The 13572-nt window shown below is 72.2% G+C and carries 13 protein-coding genes and 1 tRNA gene; 9 read left to right on the forward strand and 5 right to left on the reverse strand.

Annotated elements, in window-relative coordinates:
- Positions 1–16: 16 nt before the first annotated feature.
- The 3 genes from AC4D2E_RS04440 to AC4D2E_RS04450 all read left to right on the forward strand — a co-directional run bounded on the left by AC4D2E_RS04440 (position 17) and on the right by AC4D2E_RS04450 (position 2804).
- Positions 17–640 (forward strand): D-sedoheptulose-7-phosphate isomerase, encoded by a 624-nt coding sequence (locus tag AC4D2E_RS04440; protein ID WP_258069795.1) that lies wholly within the window; start codon positions 17–19, stop codon positions 638–640.
- Positions 637–2004 carry a PfkB family carbohydrate kinase gene (locus AC4D2E_RS04445; RefSeq protein WP_490951776.1) on the forward strand — a complete coding sequence of 456 codons (1368 nt, stop codon included), beginning with the start codon at positions 637–639 and terminating at the stop codon, positions 2002–2004. The genes AC4D2E_RS04440 and AC4D2E_RS04445 overlap by 4 nt, the downstream gene beginning before the upstream one ends.
- Positions 2005–2093: 89 nt before the next feature.
- Positions 2094–2804: an SDR family oxidoreductase gene (locus tag AC4D2E_RS04450; protein WP_104166716.1), complete on the forward strand. Its 711-nt coding sequence runs from the start codon at positions 2094–2096 to the stop codon at positions 2802–2804.
- Here the strand turns inward: AC4D2E_RS04450 and AC4D2E_RS04455 are convergent.
- On the reverse strand, positions 2770–3921 hold the full coding sequence (locus AC4D2E_RS04455) for a glycosyltransferase family 9 protein (protein ID WP_490951777.1): 1152 nt from the start codon (positions 3919–3921) through the stop codon (positions 2770–2772). The genes AC4D2E_RS04450 and AC4D2E_RS04455 overlap by 35 nt on opposite strands.
- 223 nt (positions 3922–4144) lie before the next feature.
- Here AC4D2E_RS04455 and AC4D2E_RS04460 point away from each other — a divergent pair, with 223 nt between their 5' ends.
- The 4 genes from AC4D2E_RS04460 (at position 4145) to AC4D2E_RS04475 (ending at position 8227) form a co-directional block, all read left to right on the forward strand.
- Positions 4145–5554 (forward strand): aldehyde dehydrogenase family protein, encoded by a 1410-nt coding sequence (locus AC4D2E_RS04460; RefSeq protein WP_490951778.1) that lies wholly within the window; start codon positions 4145–4147, stop codon positions 5552–5554.
- Entirely contained in the window at positions 5554–7113 is a 1560-nt protein-coding gene (locus tag AC4D2E_RS04465) for a PfkB family carbohydrate kinase (RefSeq protein WP_490951779.1), read from the forward strand. Before AC4D2E_RS04460 ends, AC4D2E_RS04465 begins: the two co-directional genes overlap by 1 nt.
- Positions 7110–7970: a glycosyltransferase family 2 protein gene (locus AC4D2E_RS04470; protein ID WP_490951780.1), complete on the forward strand. Its 861-nt coding sequence runs from the start codon at positions 7110–7112 to the stop codon at positions 7968–7970. Before AC4D2E_RS04465 ends, AC4D2E_RS04470 begins: the two co-directional genes overlap by 4 nt.
- A 68-nt stretch (positions 7971–8038) precedes the next feature.
- Positions 8039–8227, forward strand: coding sequence for a DUF2795 domain-containing protein (locus AC4D2E_RS04475; protein ID WP_490951781.1), 189 nt, complete (start codon positions 8039–8041; stop codon positions 8225–8227).
- 71 nt (positions 8228–8298) lie between these two features.
- Here AC4D2E_RS04475 and AC4D2E_RS04480 read toward each other — a convergent pair whose 3' ends face one another.
- The 3 genes from AC4D2E_RS04480 to AC4D2E_RS04490 all read right to left on the reverse strand — a co-directional run bounded on the left by AC4D2E_RS04480 (position 8299) and on the right by AC4D2E_RS04490 (position 9761).
- Positions 8299–8769: a VOC family protein gene (locus AC4D2E_RS04480; RefSeq protein ID WP_490951782.1), complete on the reverse strand. Its 471-nt coding sequence runs from the start codon at positions 8767–8769 to the stop codon at positions 8299–8301.
- A gap of 98 nt (positions 8770–8867) precedes the next feature.
- Positions 8868–9578 (reverse strand): hypothetical protein, encoded by a 711-nt coding sequence (locus tag AC4D2E_RS04485; RefSeq protein WP_490951783.1) that lies wholly within the window; start codon positions 9576–9578, stop codon positions 8868–8870.
- A gap of 110 nt (positions 9579–9688) precedes the next feature.
- A tRNA-Lys gene (locus AC4D2E_RS04490) sits at positions 9689–9761 on the reverse strand.
- A gap of 152 nt (positions 9762–9913) precedes the next feature.
- Here AC4D2E_RS04490 and AC4D2E_RS04495 point away from each other — a divergent pair.
- The gene (locus tag AC4D2E_RS04495) at positions 9914–10882 is read left to right on the forward strand and encodes a 2-hydroxyacid dehydrogenase (protein WP_490951784.1); all 969 of its coding nucleotides are present in this window, start codon (positions 9914–9916) and stop codon (positions 10880–10882) included.
- Between the two features lie 52 nt (positions 10883–10934).
- On the opposite strand, the gene AC4D2E_RS04500 is transcribed toward AC4D2E_RS04495, so the two are convergent.
- Positions 10935–11387, reverse strand: a complete 453-nt coding sequence (locus AC4D2E_RS04500; protein WP_104165534.1) for a hypothetical protein — start codon at positions 11385–11387, stop codon at positions 10935–10937.
- Between the two features lie 232 nt (positions 11388–11619).
- Here AC4D2E_RS04500 and ilvD point away from each other — a divergent pair, with 232 nt between their 5' ends.
- Entirely contained in the window at positions 11620–13323 is a 1704-nt protein-coding gene (gene ilvD / locus AC4D2E_RS04505) for a dihydroxy-acid dehydratase (protein ID WP_490909558.1), read from the forward strand.
- The last annotated feature ends 249 nt before the right edge of the window (positions 13324–13572 follow it).

Here is a 13572-nt window from a genome sequence, read left to right on the forward strand (position 1 = left end):
GGACATCCAGTCCGACATCCGTCCGAACCTCGTCCCGGACACCGTGCAGGAGGACTCGCGGCGACTCGTCCTGGACCACCTCCGGGCGGTCACACCGGCCCTCGAATCCCTCGCGCTCAACGCCGGCACCCTGGCCGGCTGGGGCGTGGAGATGGCGGACCGGCTCCTGGCCGGCCGGCGGCTGCTCGCGGCCGGCAACGGCGGTTCCGCCGCAGAGGCCCAGCACCTGACGGCGGAACTCGTCGGCCGGTTCGACGGCGAGCGCGAGCCGTTCTCGGCGATCTCCCTCCATGCGGAGAGTTCCGCGGTCACGGCGATCGCCAACGACTACGGGTTCGACCACCTGTACGCCCGTCAGGTGAGTGCTCACGGCCGGGCGGGGGACATCCTGGTGCTCCTGAGCACGAGCGGCAGGAGCCCCAACCTGCTGCGCGCCGTCGAGGCCGCCCGTTCGGCGGGCATCACCACCTGGGCGCTCACCGGGGCGGGACCCAACCCGCTCACCGAGTGCGTCGACGACTTCGTCGCGGTGGACGCGCAGTCGGCCAACGCCCAGGAGGGCCACCTCATCGCGCTGCACGCGATCTGCCGGGCCTTCGACGCCGAGGTGCACCGCCGCCGTCGGGAGGAGCAGCGATGAGGATCGTGGTGGTCGGGGACGTCCTCCTCGACACGGACCTCTCCGGCGGGGCCGGACGGCTGTCGCCGGACGCGCCCGTGCCCGTCGTCGACGTCGACGACGTCCAGCGCCGCGCCGGCGGCGCGGGCCTCGTGGCCCGCATGCTGCACGCCGACGGACACGACGCCGTCCTGGTCACCGTCCTGTCGGACGACGAGGCATCGGGACTCCTGCGGGCCGAGCTCGACGGCGTGACCCTCGTCGCGGGCCCCTCCGGCGCGCCCACCCCCGTCAAGACGAGGGTCCGGGCCTCGGGCCAGGCGATCGTCCGGTTCGACGAGGGCTGCGCGACGCCTCCCGTGCCGGGATCCACGGACGAGATGCTGGCCGCCCTCGACGGGGCCGATGCGATCATCGCGGCGGACTACGGCCGCGGCCTGCTCGCCAACGAGGACCTGCGCGCGCGCCTCGGGATGCTCGCCCGGACGATCCCGGTGGTGTGGGATCCCCATCCCGCCGGCGCCCTGCCGGTCCCGGGCGTGGCCGCGGTGACGCCGAACCTCGGGGAGGCCCTGCGCTTCGCCGACGTCCAGGGGTCGGGGACGCAGGCCGCGGCAGCAGCCGCCGACGTCCTGCTGGCCGCGTGGGGGAGCAGGGCCGTGCTCGTCACCATGGGCGACCACGGGGCCCTCGTCGCCGCGGCGGGCCTCCTGCCGCAGGTGGTGCCCGCGCCCCGGGTCAGCGCACCCGATCCCTGCGGGGCCGGTGACCGCTTCGCCTCGGCGCTCGCCGTCGGGCTCGCCGCGGGGTCGCCGATCGACGCGGCCGCCCAGCAGGCGACCGAGGCCGCCGCGCACTTCCTCGCCTCCGGGGGTGTCGGCGCGCTGGGCCGGCAGCGCGAGGACGCGCCGCAGCATCTGCCGGTCGACGGGCTCGACGCCCTGACCGTCGCACGGCGGACGCGTGAGGCCGGGGGGACCGTCGTCGCGACCGGCGGATGCTTCGACCTGCTGCATGCCGGGCACGCGCGGACCCTCGCCGCGGCACGGCAGCTCGGCGACTGCCTGATCGTCTGCCTCAACTCGGACGAATCGGTGCGCGGGCTCAAGGGGGACAGTCGTCCCATCATCAAGCAGGAGGACAGGGCGGAGCTGCTCTCGGCCCTCGGATGCGTGGACGCCGTCCTGGTGTTCTCCGAGTCGACGCCGGAGAACGCCATCTCCCGCCTGCAGCCCGACATCTGGGTCAAGGGCGGTGACTACGCCGCCGAGGACCTCCCCGAGGCCGCACTCGTGAGCAGCTGGGGCGGCAGGACCGTCACCGTCCCCTACATCCCCGCACGCTCCACCACCACCCTGGCAGCCGCGCTCGCCCGCGTCGGCTGACCCACACAGATCTTCCGGCCCGTCCGGCCGGCCCCATGCAAGCTACGAAAGGAACGCACATGACCGAGAACACCATGACGGAGAACACCATGACCACCACGACCGGCAACGGCTTCAACCCGGGGCGCGTCCTGGTGACCGGCGGAGGCTCCGGTCTCGGCGCGGCCATCGTCCAGGGCGTCCTCGCCGCCGGCGGCACCCCCGTGGTGCTTGACCGCGACATCAGCCGCGTCACCGGCGTCAAGGCCTTCGAGGTCGACGTCGCGGACCGCGAGGCCGTCGAGGCCGCGGTCCGTGAGGCCGCGGAGATGATGGACGGGCTCGACGCCGTCGTCACGGCCGCCGGGATCGACCGGTGCGGTGCGCTCGACACCGTGCCCGCCGACCAGTGGGAGAAGGTGATCGGCGTGAACCTGATGGGGACGGCATCCACCGCCCGCGCCGCCCTGCCGTACCTCAAGAAGACCCACGGCCGCGTGGTCACCATCGCCTCGACCCTCGGCATCAAGGCCGTGGGCGACGCGACGGCCTACTGCGCCTCGAAGTTCGGGGTCATGGGCTTCTCCCAGGCCCTCGCCGCGGAGACCGCCGGGCAGATCGGTGTCACGACGATCATCCCCGGCGGCATGAAGACGCGCTTCTTCGACGACCGCGACGAGCAGTACAAGCCGCAGGACGACTCCCGCCTGAACGATCCCGAGCGCGTCGCCGAGGCGATCCTCTTCGCGCTCTCACAGCCCAGGAGCTGCGAGATCCGCGAGATGGTCATCGCCCACGCAGAAGAAGGCTCGTGGCCCTGAGTTCGGCGACGTCCGCGTAGACGGCCCCGGGCTGGACGGTGGCGACGATCGAGTCATCGTGCTCGCAGCGTTCCGCCGTCCAGCCCACCTGGGTGATGTCCACGCCGCACACCGGGCAATGAGTCATCCAGGAGAAGTGCACGCGGTGCAGGGTCCGCCCGATGGCCCCCGCGTTGATCACGTTGCCGAGCCAGTACACGCCGACCGTGGGCGTCCCGACGGCCTGTGCCAGGTGCCGGGGCCCGCTGTCGTTGCCGACCAGGACGGCGCTGCGGTGGAGCATGCCGGCCAGCTCACCGAGCGAGAGCTGCCCCGCGAGCGACCGGACGTCCGCCGCCGGATCCTGCGCGAGCGCCAGGCGGACGATCTCCTCCGCCGCCGGCACGTCCGTCGCGTCCCCGACCACCACCACCTGGCAGCCGTCTGCGGCCGCGCGCACCGCGACCTCCGCGAACGACGACGGCGGCCACCGGCGGCGCGGATCCGTGGCGCCGGGATGCAGGGCGACGACGGCGCCCGCGCCGGTCAGCTGCGCCGCCCGGTCCACCTCCTCCGGGAGGACCGTCACCCGCGGTTCCAGGCCGAGGGGTGAGGCCCCGGCCAGCCCCACGACCTCGAGGGCACGGAACACCTCGTGCTGGTAGTAGACGTAGGGGATGGTGCGTTCCAGCGCCACGGCGTCCGGCGTGCGGGTGCCGACCGTGTGGCGGGCCTCCAGCCGCAGGAGGAACGGGTTCGAGTTGCGGCCGCCACCGTGCAGCTGGACGGCGAGGTCGAAGGACCCCCGGACCCCGTCGAAGAAGGCGTCCACCGCTCCCGGATCCTCGTCCCCGGGGCGGACACCGGGGGCGACGGGCAGCTCCACGACCGAGGACACCGGTCCCGGCCTGCCCTGGAGCAGGGCTGCGTGGCCGGGCATGCCGAGCAGGGTGATCACGGCGTCGGGGTAGCGGGCCCCCAGGGCGGAGATCGCAGGCATCGCGAACATGAGGTCCCCGAGCCCGCCCCCGCGCAGGACGGCGATCCGCCGGATGTCCCGGAACGGTTCGAGCACGGGGCCCACCGCCCGCGCCGTGTCCTGCCGCCCGCCGAAATCCGCCGTCGTGCCGTCCCGCATGGATGTCCTCTCCGTCCGTCTGCCGAGTCCTGCGACCCACCGCTGTCCAGCTGTTTCCCGTCGAAGGAAAAGGCCGGTCCCACTCCTCCTGCCACCATATGCTAAGCGTGCTGATGGCTGCGGGACGGAGGAGAGAAAGCGGCCCTCCGCCTGTGTGAACGCGCGGAAGCCGGGTACGGGATGAGTAGATCAGCCGTTACGGCCTTCGACCTCGAGGAGCACCATGCCCATCAACTCCCAGACACCCACGATGCCCGACGTGCTCGGCGACGAGTCCATCACCATCGTCGATCCCCGGGACGGCAGCGCGGTGGGCACCCTGCCCTGCGCCGTGCGGGAGCAGGTCTCGCTCGCCGTCGCCCTGTCCCGGTCCGTGCAGCCGGAGTGGGCGGCAACGAGCCCGGCGGAGCGCGGCTCCGCCCTGCGGCGGGCGGCCGCGGCGCTGCGCGACGGCGCCCGGGAACTGGCCGACCTCAACACCCGGGAGACGGGCAAGCCGCCCGAGGACGCGCTCGGTGGCGTCGAGGCGGCCATCTCCACGCTCGAGCAGTACGCGGAACTCGGTCCCGTCCACCGCGGGCTCAGCCTGCGCGGGGCCGTCACGGCCACCGACTACACGGTGGCCGAGCCGCGGGGCGTCGCGGTCCTCCTGACACCCTGGAACGACCCCGTGGCGGTGGCGGCCGGCCTGATCGGGGCGGCGCTCGTCACGGGCAACACGGTGATCCACAAGCCCAGCGAACGCTGCCCGCACGTGGGCGAGCTCCTCGGCCGGTTGCTCCAGCCGGCGTTCCCGGACGGCGTCCTCGTCACCCTGACGGGCGGCGCCGCGGTGGGGCAGCAGCTCACCACGGAGACGGATGTCGACGTGGTGGCGCACGTGGGCTCCAGTGACACCGGCGCCAGGATCGCCCGGGCGGCGGTCCTCACCGACGCCCACGTCATCCGTGAGAACGGCGGCAAAGACCCCCTGATCGTCGACGCCGACGTCGACCCGGTGTGGGCGGCCGGCCAGGCGGCACTCGGCGCCTTCGCCAACGCCGGGCAGATCTGCACCTCGGTGGAACGGATCTACGTGTGCAGGCCGATCGCGGAGCCGTTCCTCGCCGCCCTCGCGGCCGAGGCCCGCAGCCGGAATGCGAGCGGGTCCTTCCCCCCGCTCGTGGACCGCCGCATGCGGGACGCCGTCGAGGGGCAGGTCGGCGAGGCCCTCGAGCAGGGCGCCGTGTGCCTCGAGGGCGGCGCCGTACCCGACGGGCCGGGTGCCCACTACCCGGCCACGGTGCTCTCGGAGTGCACCGGGACCATGACCGTCATGACGGAGGAGACCTTCGGCCCGGTGGCGCCGGTGACCGTCGTCGACAGCTTCGACGACGCCCTGCGCCTCGCTGCCGCCGGCCCGTACGGGCTCGCCGCGTCCGTCCTGACCGGGAGCATCGCCCACGCCCAGCGGGCCATCGCCGGGCTCGCCGTCGGCACCGTCAAGGTCAACGCGGTGTTCGGGGGCGCTCCGGGCGGTTCCGCGCAGCCCCGCGGCATCAGCGGGGCGGGATTCGGCTACGGCCCCGAACTGCTGGACGAGTTCTCCCTCGTGAAGGTCGTGCACATCAGCGCTCCACCGCAGGAGGGCTGATGGACGACGCCCTGCAGCGCCACCCCGCCGACGCCGCGCCCTCGGATCGGGACGGCACGGCGGATCTGGCGCAGGTGCGTGGGCTCGCGGCCTGGGTGCCCGCTGCCATCGCCGATCGCGCTCCGTCCGTCACCGTGGTAGGGGACGCGATGCTGGACGGCTGGTGGAGCGGCACCATCGAGCGCTTCTGCCGGGAGGCACCCGCCCCGGTGGTCGACATCGCGCGCCGCGAGTACGCCGCCGGGGGTGCGGCGAACACGGCCGTGAACCTCGCGGCGCTCGGCGCCCGCGTGCGGATGTGCGGGTTGATCGGGGACGACGACGCCGGCCGCCGCCTGCGCGACATCCTGGCGGACGCGGGCGTGGACACCACCGACCTCGTCCAGGACCCGCGCGTCTCCACCACCACCAAGTACCGCATCCTCGCCGGGGACCAGGTGATGCTGCGGCTCGACGACACCTCTGACGGACTGCCTCCGGCCTCGATCGCCGCCCTGGCCGCGCGGATCCCCGACGCCGTGACGGGCGCCGACGCGATCATCGTCTGCGACTACGGCTCGGGGGCGCTCGACGGGGAGGTCCGTGCCGCCCTGGCGCGCCGCGCGACCCTCGATCCCGGTGCGGTGGTCGTGGTCGACGCCCACGACACCGCGGCGTGGTCCGCCCTGCACCCGGACATCGTCACCCCGAACGCGCAGGAGACCGCCCAGGTCCTCGGCATGCGCCTGGATACCCGGACCGATCGCGCCGCCGCCGTCGCGGCGCGCCGCAGCGAACTGCTCACGGCGACCAACGCGGTGAACGTCGTCGTGACGCTGGACCGCGACGGCACGGTCCTGCTCGGGCCGGACGGCGAGGAGCACCGCACGTATGCCAAGCCCGCCACCGAGCGGCAGGCCTCCGGTGCGGGGGACACGTTCGTGGCGAGCCTCACCGCAGCCCGCGCCGCCGGACTGCCCCTCACGACGAGCCTGGACCTCGCGCAGGCCGCGGCGGACGTCGTCGTCCACCGTCCCGGCACGTCCGTGTGCACGACGGCGGACCTGACGGGCCACCTGCAGCAGTTCGCGGACACCGCCCTCGCCACGGACGAGCTGCTGCGGAAGGTGGAGGCGGACCGCGCCGCGGGCAAGCGGATCGTCCTCACGAACGGCTGCTTCGACGTGCTCCACCGCGGACACACGCGCTACCTCAACCAGGCGAAGCAGCTCGGGGACGTCCTCGTGGTCGCCCTGAACGACGACGACGGCGTGCGCCGGCTCAAGGGTCCGGACCGCCCCATCAACCCGATCGCCGACCGCGCGGGCGTCATCGCCTCCCTCAGCTGCGTCGACTACGTCACGGTCTTCGCGACGGACACCCTCGTCCCGCTGATCGAACTGCTGAAGCCCGACGTCTACGCCAAGGGCGGTGATTACACCGCGCAGATGCTGGAGGAAGCGCCCGCCGTGGAGGCCTGCGGCGGACGCGTCAGCATCCTCGACTACGTCCCCGAACGCTCCACCGCGGAGGTGGTCCGCCGGATCCGCGCCACGCCCTCGGCGGGTGAGGCGCCGTGACGTCGCAGTGGTCGGGGGAGTGGGCGCTGAAGCCTCCGGGGGAGGAGCCCGAGGTGGACGTGCTGATCCCCTCGTTCGGGCGTCCCGCGGAACTCGCGGTGACGCTCGCGGGCCTCGCCGCGCAGGCGGGGCCGGCGTTCCGCGTCATCCTCAGCGACCAGACCGAGGGGGCCGCCGCCCTCGACCAGCCGGCCGTCCGCGCGATGGTGCGGGTCCTCGAGGCGCAGGGCCGGCCGGTCCGGCTGGAACGCCATCTGCCGCGCCGGGGACTCGCCGAGCACCGGAGCTACCTGCTGGGACTGGCCGAGGCCCCGTCCGTCCTCTTCCTGGACAACGACATCTGGCTCGAGCCCGGAGCGCTGGACCGCATGAACCGGGCGCTGCGGGCCACCGGGTGCGGGTTCGTGGGCTCCGCGGTGCAGGGCCTGTCCTACCTCGACGACTCCCGGCCGCACGAGCGGGGCGAGCTCGTCCTCTGGCCGGACAACGAGGTGCAGCCCGAGCGCGTCCGCCCGGGGACCGACGGCTTCGACCGCTGGCCGCTGCACAACGCGGCCAACCTGGCCCACGCCGCCGCCGAGCTCGCCATCCCGCCCGGCCAGTGGCGGCTCTACCGTGTCGCATGGGTGGGCGGCTGCGTGCTCTTCGACCGCCGCGCCCTCGTGGACTGCGGCGGATTCGACTTCTGGGACCGATTGCCGTCCGAGCACGCAGGGGAGGACGTGGCCGCCCAGTGGCGCGTCATGGAGCGCTACGGCGGCGCCGGCATCATCCCCTCCGGGGCCGTGCACCTGGAGGCCCCCACCACGGTGGTCCACCGTGACACAGACGCTGCCCAGGAGATCCTGGACCAGTGACGGTGCTTCGGCACCGGCAGGCACCACCAGCAACCCGACCGGATACACCCGAACCGAAGGAGCACCACATGGCAGATCCGAGCCCGATCGACATCCAGAAGGCCCTGGGCGGCATGGACTACCCGGCGTCCAAGGACGACCTCGTGAAGCACGCGAAGGACAAGGGGGCCGAGGACACGGTCCTCGACGCCCTCGGGAACCTGCCCGACCGCGAGTACGACTCGCCGACGGACGTGAACAAGGAAGCGTCCAGGTAGGCCGGATCCGGCGGCGGTGTCCCTGCGGGGGCACCGCCGCCGGTTGTGCCTATGCGGGCCGGTTCACGGGGCTAGCCCTGTACCGTCTCCCGTGCCGATCCCTGGCCCGCCGCCTGCGCGCCGTCGTTCCCGGACGCCCCGGCGATGTTCACCATCCAGCTGATCCCGAAGCGGTCCACGCACATGCCGAAGCTGCCGCCCCAGGGCGACGGCGCGAGGGGCATCACCTCGGTGCCGCTGCCCGCGAGGGCGTCCCAGTAGCCGCGGAGCTCCTGCTCGTCGTCGCCGCTGATCGACAGCGAGTGTCCGGCGGGAGCGGTGTATTCCATGCTGTTGGGGGTGTCGGCCGCCATCAGGACCTGCCCCGACGGGGTGGTGAGCATGGAGTGCATGATCTTGTCCTGCTCTCCCGGATCCTCGCTCACCTGGTAGTCCGCGAAGGTGCTGCTGGTGAGCTCGCCGCCGAACACGGACTGGTAGAAGGCCATGGCCTCCCTCGCCGTGTCCTTGAAGCTGAGATACGTGTTGATCGTCGCTGCCATGAGGTCGCCTCTCGTCGGGTGGCTCGCCGGCCACTCCCTTGTGCTGGACGGACCGATTATCGTCCCCGGGAGCGGAACCGGGAAGGGCCCCACGGACCTCAGGGCGGTGGGGGCTCCGGCCGCTGTCCGATCGCCCCGGCGACCTTCTCCTCCAGTGAGCTGACCGTGGCGTCCGGCAGCACGATCAGGCCGTCGAGCTCACGGCGGGCGCGGCGGTAGGCGGTCTGGCGCTCCGCCGCCGTGGCGGCGTCGTCGATGGCCACGGTCACGAGCCGGCGTGCCGTCTCCAGCCGCTGCCGCTCCTCGGCGGTGAATCCGCTGGCACGGACCCGCCGGGCCTCGGTCTCGGCGATCTGGAAGGCGACGTCGTAGGAGGTGACGGCGGAGCGGTACGCCGCGAGGTCCTCGGGCGTCATCGAGGCGGGGTCCTCCGGCCGCAGCGAGTCCGCCTCCCGCTTGGCCCGGAGGAACGCCACGGTGAGCGGCTCGCGGACGTCGGTCATCATCGGGTAGTCGATGAGCTTCGCGGCATCGAGTTCGTAGGCCAGCCACTTGCGGTCGACCTCGTCGTGCATGCGCCGTACGTGGTCGCCCTGGCTCCTCGTCGGGACGGCCTTCCTCGCCGCGGGCGTCGGGGCCTCGAGCGGCGCCGGAAGGCCGGCGGGATGCTTCAACCGGTACAGCTCCATCTTGCGCTGGTGCCGCCGCTCCGTCGCCTCGGAGAAGGACTTGCCCCAGATGGCGAAAACACCCGAGAGCGGGAAGACCAGCCACCAGTAGCTCCCGGCGAAGGAGAGGATATCGTTCACGCGTCCATCGTAGGCCCGGCCGTTGCTGCCCCACGAGGACGAGGGAGCCGCTTAAAAGAAACGAAACCCCGCCCCCCAGGCGGCGAGACCTGAAGGGCGGGGCTTCGATGTGCACCCCTCGGGACTTGAACCCGAAACCCATTGATTAAGAGTCAATTGCTCTGCCAATTGAGCTAGAGGTGCGTAACGTTTTCCCGGCTTCCTCATGCCGTCCGGGTCATCCGCAACAGCATGAAACTCTACCAGCACTTTGCCCGAAACCTGAAACCGGGGGATCGATGCCGCACCGGAGGGTCCGGCGGATCCCGGCGCCGGGGCGGCGCTAGGCTGGCGCCATGACGACCCCCGCCGCCACGGCGCCCCTTACCGTCCGCATCCTCAGCGTCCCGTCCGCCGATCTGCGGGACGCCCTGTCCGGCGTCTCGCCGGGCGTCGACGTCGTGCTCTGGGACTTCCACACGCCGCCCGAGGGCTGCGACCCGGCCGACCTCGACGCCGTCGTCCTCCCGTACACTGGCCGCGCGCACCTCGACGGGGCGCTCGACGCCGCCCCGAACCTCAAGATCGTGCAGACACAGTCCACGGGCTACGACGGCGTGGCGGACCTCGTCGGCCCCGGCGTCGCCATCGCCACGGCTGCCGGCGTCCATGCGGCGGCCACGGCCGAACTCGCCGTCGGCCTCGCCCTCGCGTCGTTGCGCGGGATCGACGACGCCGTGCGGCAGCAGGCCGAGGGTCGCTGGCACAGCGCACGCTACCCGGGCCTCGCGGACCGGCGGGTCCTGCTGGTGGGCGTCGGCGGGATCGGCGAGGAGATCCGCCGGAGGCTCGAGACGTTCGAGGCGATCGTCACGCGCGTCGGCAGTTCGGCGCGCGACGACGCCCTGGGCCACGTCCACGGCAGCGACGAACTCGTCCGGCTCGCACCGGAGCACGACGTCGTCATCGTGATCACGCCGCTCACGGACGCCACACGCGGGCTGATCGGGGCGGAGGTGCTCGCGGCCCTGCCCGACGGCGCACTCGTCGTCAACGTCGCCCGCGGCGCCGTCGTCGACACCGCGGCGCTGACCCGCGAGGTGCTGGCGGGCCGGCTACGGGCGGCGCTCGACGTCGTCGACCCGGAACCGCTGCCCGCGGGGCACCCGCTGTGGAGCGCGCCGGGGGTGATCATCACCCCGCACGTCGGCGGCAACACCGGGGCCTTCCCGCCCCGGATCCTCGCGCTGCTCCGCCGGCAGGTCGAGCTGCTCGGCCGGGGTGCGGAACCGGCCAACCTCGTGCGGCGCGGGCCCTGGACCTGACGCCCCTGACGGACAGGACGGGCCTGCCGCCCTGCGGCGTGCCGGCAGGCGCTCAGGCCATGCTGATGAAGGCCGCCATGAAGGATGTGAAGTCCGTCACGTCGTCGTGCTGGGCGAGGAGCAGGGCCGTGCCGGGGCCGACGTCGAGCACGGGAGCCGCCGTCACGCCGAACCGGAAGATCCGACCGGTGCTGGTCCCCACCTCGAAGCTGCCGTCCTCGTCCCACTGCAGCGCGTGCGCCAGGTTGGTCATGTTGACCTCGACGGGTACGCCGGCGCCCGTGATACCGGCGAGGTCCACCGGGGCGATCATCAGTTCGGCCGGCTTCCACCGGTACCCCACGACGTAGGCCGTCCGGGCGCCGGGCGCGGCGGCCTGCACCGCGAACACGAGGTTGTAATCGCCGTAGTTGGGGATCTGCGAGTCGAAGACCCTGCGCAGGGCGTTCTTCAGGCCCTGCCCGCCGTCGAGCGGTCGGCTGGAGGAGGGCTCATCGGGGGTCATATCACGGCCATTGCGGTAGGAGGCTGTCGGACTCGGCCCCTCACGGGACTGCTCGCGGTGCGCCCGGCGGGCTGTCGATTCGCCCGCGAAGTCCACACTGTACCGGAGCGGACGCCTGCCGGACGAGGCACGGCGCGCACGTGCGGGCCCGCCGCCACCGGGCCCGCGGACGGCTGTAACAGGCCGGTCACATGGCGAAACCTGCCCGCGACGCGGGCCTAGACTCTCCCCTATGAGCGCGGACACCACCCCAGACATCAAGCCAAGAAGCCGTATCGTCACCGACGGCATCCACGCGGCCCCCTCACGCGGGATGCTTCGTGCGGTGGGCATGGGAGACGACGACTTCGCGAAACCGCAGGTCGGCGTCGCGAGTTCCTGGAACGAGATCACCCCCTGCAATCTCTCCCTGAACCGTCTGGCCCAGGGTGCCAAGGAAGGCGTCCACTCCGCGGGCGGGTTCCCCATGCAGTTCGGCACCATCTCCGTCTCCGACGGCATCTCCATGGGACACGAGGGCATGCACTTCTCCCTCGTCTCCCGGGAGGTCATCGCGGACTCGGTCGAGACCGTCATGCAGGCCGAGCGCATCGACGGGTCCGTGCTCCTTGCCGGCTGCGACAAGTCCCTGCCGGGCATGCTCATGGCGGCCGCCCGCCTCGACCTCGCCTCCGTGTTCCTCTACGCGGGCACCATCATGCCGGGCTTCGCCAAGCTCGAGGACGGCACCGAGAAGGAAGTCACCCTGATCGACGCCTTCGAGGCCGTGGGAGCCTGTGCAGCAGGCACGATGAGCCTGAAGGACCTCGACAGTATCGAACGCGCTGTCTGTCCCGGGGAAGGCGCGTGCGGCGGTATGTACACCGCCAACACCATGGCCTGCATCGGCGAGGCCCTCGGAATGTCACTGCCCGGGTCCGCTGCCCCTCCCTCCGTCGATCGCCGACGCGACGCATTCGCTCAGAAGTCCGGCGAGGCTGTCGTCAACCTCCTGCGTCTCGGCATCACGGCGCGCGACATCATGACCAAGAAGGCCTTCGAGAACGCCATCGCCGTCACCATGGCCTTCGGCGGCTCCACGAACGCCGTCCTGCACCTGCTCGCCATCGCCCGCGAGGCCGAGGTGGACCTGAGCCTCGACGACTTCAGCCGGATCGGCGACACGATCCCGCACCTCGGCGACCTCAAGCCGTTCGGCCGCTACGTCATGTTCGACGTCGACAAGGTGGGCGGCGTCCCCGTGATCATGAAGGCACTGCTCGACGCCGGACTGCTGCACGGCGACTGCCTCACCGTTACCGGCAAGACGCTCGCGGAGAATCTCGCGGACATCGATCCGCCGGATCTCGACGGCAAGATCCTCCGGGCCCTCGACAACCCGCTGCACAAGACCGGCGGTATCACCATCCTGCACGGGTCCATGGCCCCTGAGGGCGCCGTGGTGAAGAGCGCCGGGTTCGACGCCGACATCTTCGAGGGAACGGCACGCGTGTTCGAGCGCGAGCAGGGCGCCCTGGACGCGCTCGACGCCGGGCAGATCCACGCAGGGGACGTCGTCGTCATCCGCTACGAAGGCCCGAAGGGCGGCCCCGGCATGCGGGAGATGCTCGCCATCACCGGCGCGATCAAGGGCGCCGGCCTGGGCAAGGACGTGCTGCTGCTGACCGACGGCCGCTTCTCCGGCGGCACCACGGGCCTCTGCATCGGGCACGTGGCGCCGGAGGCCGTGGACGGCGGACCCATCGCCTTCGTGCGCGACGGCGACCGCATCCGCGTGGACATCGCCGCGAAGAGCTTCGACCTCCTGGTCGACGACGCCGAGCTCGAGGAGCGCAGGATCGGCTGGGAGCCCCTTCCCGCCCGCTACACCAAGGGCGTCCTGGCGAAGTACGCCAAGCTCGTCCACTCGGCCTCCGAAGGGGCCTACTGCGGCTGAGGCCCCACCCGCCGGGAAGTCGCGACCTCCCGGTGGGCCCCGGCCCAGGGGTTAATGTCCACTAACTGGACTGCTTGTCCATAATGTGAGACGGGAAGGGGTCCGGTTGACACCCTTTCCCGGGGGCGTGGAAACTACAGGTATGCAGCCCGAACCCGTAGTCGTCATTCTTATGCAGCGCGTGGCCTGAAGCCCGTCTTGTAGACGACTGCAGTCACGCGCAACCCCTCGTAGAGCCCCACCAGGCTG

The organism is Arthrobacter sp. TJ-265, assembly GCF_058269135.1.